Origin of the sequence: Mesorhizobium sp. (genome assembly GCF_024509055.1) — a bacterium.
GTDB lineage: Bacteria > Pseudomonadota > Alphaproteobacteria > Rhizobiales > Rhizobiaceae > Mesorhizobium.
On record NZ_JANINM010000507.1, the window covers coordinates 1 to 10,719 of the forward strand.

Sequence of the window (10,719 nt, forward strand, 5' to 3'; positions counted from 1 at the left end):
TGGCGTAGTTGCTGTTGCCGAGTGTGCCCTGGGTGATACCGTAGCTACCCACATCCGATGTAGCGGTGGCCGACGTCGCCAGCGCCCCGGTCAGGCTGTCGCCGTTGACGAGGTTGCCTGCGGTGAGCTGATAGGTCAGCGCCGGGTTGGCATCGCCATAGATCCGGCTCTTGGCATCAGCTGTCACCGTAATGGCGCGCTTGGCGATGGTGAAATCGGCGCCGACGAAAGCGATATCGTAGTTCGAATTGGACACATCGAGCGTGCCCTGGCCGATGGCGTAGGTGCCTGCATTCTCGCCCGCCACACGGTCGAGGCTGCCCGTAAGTGTCAAACCACCGAGATTGGAAACAGTGTAGGTGTAGGCCGACGGATCACTATCGCCATAAACCTTCCCTTGCCCTTGATCCACGGTGACGGTGATCGCGCGTTTGGCGATCGTGAAGTTGGCGCCGACATAGGCGATGTCGTAGTTCGAGTTGTTCGCGTTGGTCAGCGTGCCCTGACCGATCAGATAGGTGCCCGCATTTTCACCGGCGACACGGTCGAGAGAGCCGGACAGGGCAACGCCGTTGCCCAGATCAGACACCGAATAGGTATATGAAGCGGGATCGCTGTCCCCATAGGTCTTGCCCTGCCCGGAATCGGCCGTCACGGTGATCGCGCGCTTGGCGATGGTGAGCGTGCCCGCGCTGTTGAAGGCGAAGGCATAGCCATTCAGGGATGCGAGATCGCCGGCGCTGATCGTAATCGCGTATGGACCGCTGCCGACATCCGCCGTGCTCGACGTGCCGGCCGATGAAAGCGACGGGCCGCCCGTGAACGCATTTTGGGCGCTGTCTCCGAGATAGGCGTTGGCAACGCCCGCCTGATAGCCCGACACGCTATAGGCCAGCGCCGGCATCGTCGTGTCGCCATAGGTCTTGGTCGTGTCGGTCGACGTGAAGGTCAGCGTCGGCTGGTAATTGAAGACATAGCGGTTGCCCGTCGCGCTCACGGTGGCGCCGGCTTCCGTGTTCCAGACCGCGGTATTGTTGCTATTGAGATTGCCGAATGTGTTGCCGGTTGGAGCAGCCGCATAGACCAGCCAGCGCCCGCTGGTGGCGGTCACGGCGTCGCTGCCGCGATTGTTGATGAACTTGCCGCTGGCTGCGAGCACGGGATTGGAGCCGCTGACCTTTGCGCCGGCCGCGATCGTCAGATCGCCCGTCGTCTGCAGATTGACCTGATCCGTGGTGGTCACACCGGAGGTGGATACGCCACGCGCATTGCCGATGCTACCGATGACGAGCCCGCCTAGATCGGCGAGCGCCACCGATCCAGCGCCAGCGGCAATCGTGCCGATCTGGTTGCCGGCATTGGTCAGGTTGAAGCTGCCCGTGCCGCCAAGCCACAGCGAGGCCGCCGACACGCTGCTGGTCTGCGTCACGGTACCATTGGACGACAGCGCCAGCGTACCGGCGCCGATCGATATCGCCTGGTCGAGTGCGAAGGTGGTCGCGGCCGTTTCGATCTGCCAGTTGGCGAAGGAGAGCGTGCCGACATAGGTCGATCCGACCGTCGCCGCGGCGGCGTTTTGCAGCGCCGAAAGAGACGTTATCGAGCTGTCGACTTCGTCGAGCCGCCAGTTGCCATAGATGTTCAGGTTGGAGACGTTGCCGCCTGAGAGGCCGGTCCGGAAGGTGACGGCATTCTGCGCGCCGGCGGCATCCGGGCCGCCGTCCTTGACAGTGTAGACGAGCACGCTGTCGGTGAGCGTGCCATTGGGTGTCGCAACGTAATAATAACCGTTGACGCCGGTCGAAACCGTGCCGAGATCGACACCGCCGGCGACGGCGGTGACCAAACCGGGATTCTTCACGTAGTAGGGTTGGCGCGTGCCTGACGACAGCGGCGTCACGCCGGCATCCTTATAGGCGATGCCGGAGATCGCCTGGACTCCGTTGGGGTAGAAGCTCTTCAGATATGGATAAAGACCGCCCGAGCCGCCGCCAAAGGCCGCGCTCAAACCGTTGGCCGCGCCATTCTGGAAATCGGTTGTGCTGAGACCAATAACGCTGCCCGCGTAGCCGCCACTACCGAGGCCGTTGCTGAGGCCGGATGTCGTCGTGTCGAAGGCCCCGTTGGTGACAGTGCCGAGATTGTAGCCGACCAGACCCCCGATTCTCGTAGCACCGCTGGTGCCGCTTGCCGGCCCGGTCGAATAGACGTCGCTGATTGACCCTTGATTGAGACCGACAAGTCCACCGACCACGTCTGATCCAAGAACCCAGCCATAGGCGTAGGACTGGCTGATTGTCCCCGTGGCGGTATTGGCGCCGACAAGTCCACCGACAGAGTTGTTGTCCCGCGCGTTGACGCCAACTGTCGAGAACGATCGGGTGATCGTGCCATCATTCTGCCCAACCAATCCTCCGGTGCTGCCGGCGCCATGGATTTGGCCGCTCGCCCAAACTCCGCTGATCGTACCCTTGTTCCAGCCGGCGATGGCGCCGGTCTCGTAGGAGGCCATGACCGTCGCATCGACAAGCCCGACATTGCGCACGACACCGGCGGCGCCGACATAGCCGAACAGCCCGGCATAATTCGCCCCGCCAGGCGTCGACCAAAGATTGTTGATGGTGTGTCCGAGGCCGTCGAAGGTGCCGGTGAAGCCGTTGCCGCCGTTCTGGATGTTGGAGTTGCCGTCGGTGCCGAGCGGTATGAACCCCTTGGGACCATTCCAGTTGTAGGTGGCGCTGGCATCGATGGTGTTAGCGAGAGCGTAGAGTCCGCTCAGCCCGCTGTTGATCGCCTGCACGCCATTGATGTCGTAGATCAGCGTGTAGTTCTGGTTGTTGATCGACAGCGCCTGGGCCCCCGGCGTGCCGGTGAATGTCGCGGATGCGCCGAGCGCATAAGTGATGGTGCCTCCCGAGCCGCCATTGTTGGTGACCAGCGACAGGCCGCCGACACCGCCGATCGTGGCGCCGGCATTGAAGACGATCGAATGATAGGCGCTGAGCGTCAGCGTGTTGGCGCTCCAGCTGATCGGCGCCGCGATGGTGATGTCGCCTGCCTGCGAGCCGCCGCTCCCGGTGGAGATCGTCACATTGGCGAGCGCCAGCTGGTTCTGCAGCGTCGTGACGTTGATCACGCTGTCATTGGCGCCAGCCGTGAAGCCGCCTGTATCGGCGCCGTTCGATATGGTGACATTGTAGGGGTCGAGCAGCAGGTCGCCCGTATAGCCGAAGCGTGCCCTGAGGTCGGCCGAACCGGTGAAGTCGAGGCGCTGCTTGCCCGACACTTCGGCGAAGCCGCCATTGCCGCTCTCCTCGCCGCCGCGCGCGAAAATTTTGCCGGCAAAGTTAGTTTGTCCGTCTGACCAGACGATGACGCTGCCGCCATCGCCGTTGCCTGTGGCGCTGGCATTGATCGTCGTGGCGGCGTCGACGTCGGTCGTCTCGGCCCGCTGCAGCGTGCCCGAGCCCTGCTTGTCGCCGCCGATCTTGATCCTGCCGCCGCCATTCTTGCCCGAGGCATCGATGCTCGCGCCCTTCAGCTTCAGCTTGCGGCCGGTCACCGTGATCTTGCCGCCCGTGCCACCGCTCGCCGCCGACGCGTCGAGCTTGCCGGAAACTTCGACCGAGCCCTGGTCGCCGCCGAGCACGATCTCGCCGGACTTGCCCGACACCGTGCGCGCCTCGATGACGCCCGACATGTTGACCGCCTGGCGCGCCGCTTCCTTCGCCGCCGCAGCCTTGATCTCGACCCGGCCGCCATCGGCGCTGATGACGCCCGAATTGCCGACCAGCGCGCCGGAGCCATCGGCCTTGGTCGGCACGGCGACCTGAAGGAACCCGTCGCCGGAGAGGTCGAGCGCCGCCTGTTCGCCCGAACCCAGTCCGACCTTGCCCAGCGGCACGCTGATGGTGCCTGCATTGTCGACGCTGCCGCCGATCAACGCCGCATAGCCGCCGCCACCGATCGAGATCGAACCTTCATTCGAGATCTCGGCGGAAGCGCCCTTGCCCTTGAATTTGAGGTTCCCCGCCTTGAAATCGTCGTCGCTGATGTCGAGCGAGGAGGCGACGAAGCCGGCAGCGCTCACCTTGCCGGTCTTGGAGATGGCGATGCCGTTAGGGTTGATCAGGAAGACTTGGCCGTTGGCGTTGAGCTGGCCGGCGATCGTCGACTTGGTGCCGCCGGTGACGCGGTTGAGCATCACTGAGGTCGAAGTCGGCTGGTCGATGTTAACGGTGGCGCCAGCGCCGATCGAGAAACTCTGCCAGTTGACGATGGCCGAATTGGTCGACTGCTTGATGTTGAGCTGCGAGGCCGACGGATTGGAGATGGTGACCCCGCCCGACGCCACGCTGCCGCCGGTCGGCAGTTCCTGCGCCCTGACCGGCGTGAAGCCGACCAGCGCGGTCGACGCCAGCAGCAAGGCCGTCAGCGGCAGCTTGGCGGTGCGAAGAATCGGGAACGTATCGCGCATGGTCAGGCTCGCGGTCTAGAACTGGATGGCGCCGCTCAGCGAGAAGCGATCGCTGGCAGGCTGCTGGTCGTTGCGATGCTGCCGGCCCCATTCCAGCGTCAGGTTGCTGCTGGTGGCGTCGCTTGCCAGGACGGTGCCGAGCTTGATGCCGAGCCCGTAGGAAGCGCCAGTGATGGAGGCTTTCTCGAGCGCCGTCGGCATTTCGAGGCGGACCTCGCCGACGGCGCCGAACATGTATGGCGAGAGCTGGGCCACCCCGCCGGGGAACGGCACATACCAGGGCGACGACAGCTCGCCGCGAACCACATAGCCGGTATCGCCTTGCAGCGCCCCCGCATCGAAGCTCGACAGGCCGGTCGCCCCGGTAAGCCCGATCTGCTCGGACTGCAGCAGCGGCTTGCCGAACGAGGTCTGCGCGCGGGCGAAGACATCGACGCCGAGATGCTCGGCCAGCGGCTGGCTGTAGCTCATCGAGGCTTCCAGCTTCTGGAACGCCGCATCGGCGCCCTGCCGCGACAGCGGCAGAAGCGGCGAAGCATCGGCGGCCGAGCGCGCGCCGAGGCCGTTGATGCCGAAGGAGGCTGTGACATAGCCGGTAAGCACGCCGCCAAGCGGCGTGAACCAGGTGCCGTCCGTACCCAGCCTGAAGATCCGCAGCCGGTCCTCGGCGATCGGAAGCGAAACCGGCGTGACCGCGTCGAGGTAGTCGTTCTGCGCATCGAAGGACAACTGGCTGCTGAGCGTCAACGCGCGGCTTCGTATCCATGGGTAGCGAAGCCTTGCCGAGTAACGTTCGAAGGCGCTGCCGAAGCCGAGCGAGCCCGGCTCCGCGTCCGGGTTGGCGCGTGTGCGGGTCGCTTCCAGGTTGAGCGTCAGCCCGTCATAACCGATCGGCAGGACGATGCCGGCCGCGTAGTTGCGGTTGCGCGGGTCGCCCGTGAACAGGCCGTTCTCGCCGCCATTGGGATAGCCGCCCGCCCGCAGGTAGACGAGCTCTCCCATCCCTAGCAGCGAGTTGAAATCGACGCCGACCCCTGTCGACCAGCGCTTCAGCGACGGCGACAGCGAATTGTCGCCGGTGACCTGCCCGCCGATCGGCCGGTATTTGCCGTCGATGACCAGCACGCTGGCACCCTTGGCCGAGCCCGCCTTGAGCGTCGAGCGCAGCCTGGCGCCCGGGGTGTCTCCGGCCAGCAGAAGCTTCCGCTCGATTGCCGACAGCTTGACGCCGCGCTGCCCGACCAGCGGGGCAAGCGTTGCCGCCACGCGGTCGCGCACCCGCTCCGGCAGGTTGCTGACGTCGATCCGTTCCAGGAAGCCGTCGACGACCACGAGCCGGAGCGTGGCTCCATTCGTCAGCTTCTGCGGCGGCAGCACGACGCGCACCAGCGCATAGCCGGCATGGGCGTACGCCGCTTCCAGCCGGCGCGCGGCAGCGAATATCTCGGCCGCGGTGACGGTACGGTGCGCAAGGCCTGCGGTGATCCTGGAAGTAGCACCCGCCATGTCGGCGAGACCGCCCTCTACATCCACTCCGGCAAGCTTGACCTTCAGCTTCTCGGCGCCGGCGGGTGCCTCCAATCCCGTACCCGCGGGAATGGAAACACCCGCCGTGTCCGGCCCGGGTGGAGGCCGAAAGGTAGGTGGCGTGATCTGGCTCGCGGTCTGGGCGAAGGCACCGGCCGAAAGCCAGAGGCATGTCGAAACGGCAAGGAACGCCATCCGAAGGCGATCATGGCCACGCGGCCCGGCGATATCCTGCCGGATAGCGCGGCTATCGCCGGCTGCAATGCCGGTTCCGCTAATATGGCTCACACAGTCACTCTTGATGCGGGACAGGAGTTTGCGCGCAAAGCGTTGCCACCGCCGGTGCGATGCACCGAGCGCCAGACTCTGTCTTTCGTTTCTTCTTTTCCGGGCGCGCTCCCCGCAGACCCGATGACGCGGACCCTATGTCGACCCAAGCGGAGTCGTCAATTCGACGCGCGCGACTATTATTGGTAGGGGTTTTCCAAACCGATGCAACGGGTTAGCAAGGAACACACTGCGTCGCAGGCCGTTGTTCCAATGGCCAACTGGACACAGTCCGGCAAAGGCTGGAAATCTTGATTTGGCCGTTGCTTGGCATCGGATGGGAGTACCGCGGGAAATGGCGCTGACGGCCGACGAGATCGCTAGGCATCCGGCAGCGTTGCGCAGCGTCCAGGAGCAATCGCGCGCGCTCATCCACGTCTATGAGACGAGCCCGCGGCTTGCCGCCGTGTTCGCTACCCAGCAGCGTTGGCTGCTCGGCCATGTAGGGCTGGCCATGCATTTCAGGCGCGACCCCAACGATCCCCGCACGGAACTGACGACGGCCCGCTTCATTGAGATCGTACGCCGGAATTCCGTGGCCAGCCGCAACACCGCGGAAGCGTTTCTGAAGGAGATGCTGCACTACAACATCGCCGAGTATCTTTCGGCTAGCAGGGACGGCCGCGCCCACCCCTTGCGGCCGACGGCGGCCACCATCGAAACCTTCACAAGCTGGATCCATGCTCATCTGAGGACGCTCGATCGCATTGACGGTGGAAGCCGGCTAACGACCTTCCTCCAACGACCTGGCATGCTGGCCAGCCTGCAGCCGCTGATCTGCGACGGACTGCTTCGCTCCGATCCGGTGCGGGAGCCGAAACAGACCTTCTCGCTGTTCATCTGGCTGAACAATGGCGGCATCGTCATGGACTGGCTGATGTCGGGCATCGACCCGGAAGACGCCGGGCTCGAGAGAATCCCGACCAGCGTCATTTCCATCAGCGAATTCGCTCATTGGCTGAAGCTGTCCCGCACGCATCTCGCCCGCAAGCTCAACGATGCGGAGGCGCTTGGCAGCATCGGCTGGGTCGGCCAGCGCGGGCATTCCGTCATGTGGGTTTCGCGAGCCTTCTTTGACGAGTACATGGCGGTCCAGGCCGCGAAGCTCGCTGTGGTGGATGCGGCCTTCGAAACCTGCATTGCCGCTTGGAAGGATGACTGACAGGGCTGGCGTAGGGTGCCTCGGCGTCATCGAGAAAAACCAGCGGTTGTACTGGCGAGGACTGCGCGAAGCTGCTATCGGCTGAGACGATGGCGCTCAATTTCGAAGACATTGCTGGCCACCCTGCGCTGCCCGTCTGTGTCCAGGCACAGGCTCGGGCGCTTCAGCAGGCCTACGCGGCGAACCCCCGTGCCTCCTCGGTCTTCGCCACGCAACAGCGCTGGCTGATAGCCCACATTGGCCTTGCCTTGCATTTCCGTAGAGACCGCAGCGACTATCGTAAGGATCTCACTGCCGCTCGTTTCGTCGATGTGACCGTTCAGCATGCAGTGGCAAGCCGCAACACGACCCATGCCTTCATCAAGGAGATGGAGCACTATAATTTCATTGAGGGTGCGCCCGGCGGCGACGATCGCCGCATTCGCCCCCTGCAGCCGACGCCAGCGGCACTGGCGGAGCTGACGGGCTGGGTTCTTATGCACCTCAAGACGCTTGACGATCTCGATGGCGCGAACCGGCTGCCGACATTCCTGGCGCAACCGAACATGCTGGCGGATCTGCAGCCCCTGGTGGCGGACGGACTGATCTCTTCAGTCCCGGTGCGCGAGCCGAGACGAACCTTCTCGCTATTCACATGGCTCAACAACGGTGGGGTCGTCATGGACTGGCTGATCTCTGGCGTCGATCCAGCCTTGGCTGGCCAGGCCCGGATTCCCACGGGCGTCCTCTCGATCGGCGATTTCGCCAAATGGCTGAAACTTTCGCGCACCCACCTGGCGCGGAAACTGCGCGATGCCGAAGCCCTCGGCAGCGTGGGCTGGCAGGGGCAGCGCGGCAACTCCGTCATGTGGATTTCGAACGAGTTCTATGGCGAATACCTGATGGCCCAGGCCGTCAAGCTTGCCATTATCGATGCCGCTTTCGCGGCCTGCCAGGCAACGTCGGCAACCTGAGTCTCCCGGCCCTATCCCGCCTTCAGGATCGCGGAGAAGCGTGGATCGAATGCCCGGCTTATCGGCTCGGCCGCGGCGCCCACCGCGATCGCCCAGGGGTCAGTGGTGCCGAGCTGCAGGCGCGGCAATCGCCGCCCCGGCCGGTCGGCGATGGACGGCAGCAGCGGGTGCATCGCCTGCAGCAGACGGCGCGCCAACGCCTCCGGCGCGCCGCTGGTAAGGATGACGGTCTGCGGATCGAAGATCGTTTCGATCAGGTGCACGCTCCAGCGCAGATCCTGCGCGGCGCCCTCGATCCACCCCATCACCTTGGCATCCTCGGCAAGCGCCAGCGCGCCGATCCTTTCATAGATATGCTCATCGGCGGGATCGAGGCCGAGATGCTGATAGAGCGAGGCAAGCGAAGCGCGGTGCTCGAGCGGCGTCGAGCCGGGGCCGGCCGGCGACAGCAACGCCATGCCGATCTCGCCGGCATTGCCGTGGCCGCCGCTATAGAGCTCGCCGTTGAGAATGAGCCCGGCGCCGATGCCGTAGCCAACGTAGAGGCAGACCGCGTGATCGACGCCATGCGCGGCGCCGACGATGCGCTCTGCCGTGGCGCAGGCGGCGGCGTCGTTCTGCAGTCCGGCATTCAGCCCGGTCCCCGCGGCGAGCGCTTCCAGCAGCGGGAATTGCTGCCAGGCCGGCATCATCCATTTGTCGTCGGACTCCTTCAGCCCGAATGGTCCCGGCATGGCGACGCCGAGCCCGACCAGCCGTTTCTCGGATTGGGCGGAGATGCCTGCAAGCTCGCGCCTGACCCGGGCGATGAGGCCAAGGATGATCTCGACGCCTTGCGACGGTTCGTCGAGCGGCAGATTGGCCTCGGCACGCGCCACCACATTGCCGACGAGGTCGACCACGACGGCCCGCGTCAGGTGCCGATCGATCTGCAAGCCGATGGCGAAGGCACCCTCGGGAACCAGCCTGTATGGCGTGAAGGGTTGGCCCCTGCCCTTACGCACCGTGTCGAGCGCTACGACCAGGCCGTCCCGCTCGAGATCCTCGATGATGTTGGACACCGCCTGCTTGGTGAGCTGGGTCGCTCGAGCCAGGTCGGCCCGCGAAAGCGCCCCGTTGAGCCGCAGCGCCTCGATCATGACACGGCGGTTATGGGCGCTGGTGCCCTCCTGATTGGTGCCGCTCTTGGCGCGGATCGGGCTGATGTCATGCACCGTCGTTTCCCCCTTGACTCCATTAAAGGATTGCACGACTAATTAAGTCAAGCGAATTGACTTAATGGTGGCAACGAAACGGTTTCGAGAAAAAGACGGCATGGCCTTGAGCCATTGCCGCCCGCCGTTCCGGCAGATCCGGTCAGACGCGATAGCAATTCGAGGAGCCGGCGCGCTTGCCACGGCCGTTAACTCGCAGGTGTCGAAAATGGGAGAAGACAAAATGCTGAAATCGATCGGTAAGACACTTTTGGGCGCAGTGTTCGCGGGCGGATTGCTGGTCCCGCACGCCTTCGCCGAAACCACCTTGAATGCGCTTTTCATGGCGCAGGCCGCCTACAGCGAGGCCGACGTTCGCGCCATGACGGAGGCCTTCACCAAGGCCAATCCGGACATCAAGGTCAATCTCGAATTCGTTCCCTACGAGGGTCTGCACGACAAGACCGTGCTAGCTCAAGGGTCCGGCGGCGGCTACGACGTGGTGCTGTTCGACGTCATCTGGCCCGCCGAATACGCGACCAACAAGGTGCTGGTCGACGTCTCCCCGCGCATCACGGCCGACATGAAGAAGGGCGTGCTACCCGGCGCCTGGACCACCGTCCAGTATGAAGGCAAATATTACGGCATGCCGTGGATCCTCGACACCAAGTACCTGTTCTACAACAAGGAAATGCTTGAGAAGGCGGGCATCAAGGCGCCGCCGAAGACCTGGGAAGAACTCGGCCAACAGGCCAAGATCATCCAGGACAAGGGCCTGCTCAAGACGCCGATCGCCTGGAGCTGGTCGCAGGCCGAAGCCGCGATCTGCGACTACACCACCCTGGTCAGCGCCTATGGCGGCGATTTCCTGAAGGACGGCAAGCCGGACTTCCAGAACGGCGCCGGCGTCGCGGCGCTGAAATACATGGTCGACAGCTACAAGTCGGGTCTCACCAACCCGAACTCCAAGGAATTCCTGGAAGAGGATGTCCGCAAGGTCTTCGAAAACGGTGACGCCGCCTTCGCGCTGAACTGGACCTACATGTACAACATGGCCAACGATCCGAAGGACTCGAAGGT

At 64.2% G+C, this 10,719-nt stretch carries 6 protein-coding genes; 3 read left to right on the top strand and 3 right to left on the bottom strand.

All coding sequences use genetic code 11. From position 1 onward, the window contains the following. A partial coding sequence (locus tag Q0L57_RS29925; protein WP_296746695.1) for an MBG domain-containing protein occupies positions 1 to 4,477 on the bottom strand: 4,477 nt, incomplete at its 3' end. A gap of 15 nt (positions 4,478 to 4,492) precedes the next feature. Continuing rightward, the gene (locus Q0L57_RS29930; protein ID WP_296746696.1) at positions 4,493 to 6,058 is read right to left on the bottom strand and encodes a ShlB/FhaC/HecB family hemolysin secretion/activation protein; all 1,566 of its coding nucleotides are present in this window, start codon (positions 6,056 to 6,058) and stop codon (positions 4,493 to 4,495) included. A 568-nt stretch (positions 6,059 to 6,626) separates the two neighbouring features. On the opposite strand from Q0L57_RS29930, the gene Q0L57_RS29935 reads away from it, so the two are divergent. Then, entirely contained in the window at positions 6,627 to 7,493 is an 867-nt protein-coding gene (locus Q0L57_RS29935; protein WP_296746697.1) for a hypothetical protein, read from the top strand. An 89-nt stretch (positions 7,494 to 7,582) separates the two neighbouring features. Further along, positions 7,583 to 8,446 (top strand): hypothetical protein, encoded by an 864-nt coding sequence (locus tag Q0L57_RS29940; RefSeq protein WP_296746698.1) that lies wholly within the window; start codon positions 7,583 to 7,585, stop codon positions 8,444 to 8,446. A gap of 11 nt (positions 8,447 to 8,457) precedes the next feature. Here the strand turns inward: Q0L57_RS29940 and Q0L57_RS29945 are convergent, their stop codons facing one another. Continuing rightward, positions 8,458 to 9,660, bottom strand: coding sequence for an ROK family transcriptional regulator (locus tag Q0L57_RS29945; RefSeq protein WP_296746699.1), 1,203 nt, complete (start codon positions 9,658 to 9,660; stop codon positions 8,458 to 8,460). 223 nt (positions 9,661 to 9,883) lie between these two features. Between Q0L57_RS29945 and Q0L57_RS29950 the strand changes: the two genes are divergently transcribed. After that, positions 9,884 to 10,719 (top strand): sugar ABC transporter substrate-binding protein (locus tag Q0L57_RS29950; protein ID WP_296746700.1); only part of this gene is annotated, 836 nt, incomplete at its 3' end.

Coding starts and splice junctions, on each gene's coding strand:
- Q0L57_RS29935 (WP_296746697.1), top strand. CDS start 6,627: ATGGCGCTGACGGCCGACGAGATCGCTAGGCATCCGGCAGCGTTGCGC.
- Q0L57_RS29940 (WP_296746698.1), top strand. CDS start 7,583: ATGGCGCTCAATTTCGAAGACATTGCTGGCCACCCTGCGCTGCCCGTC.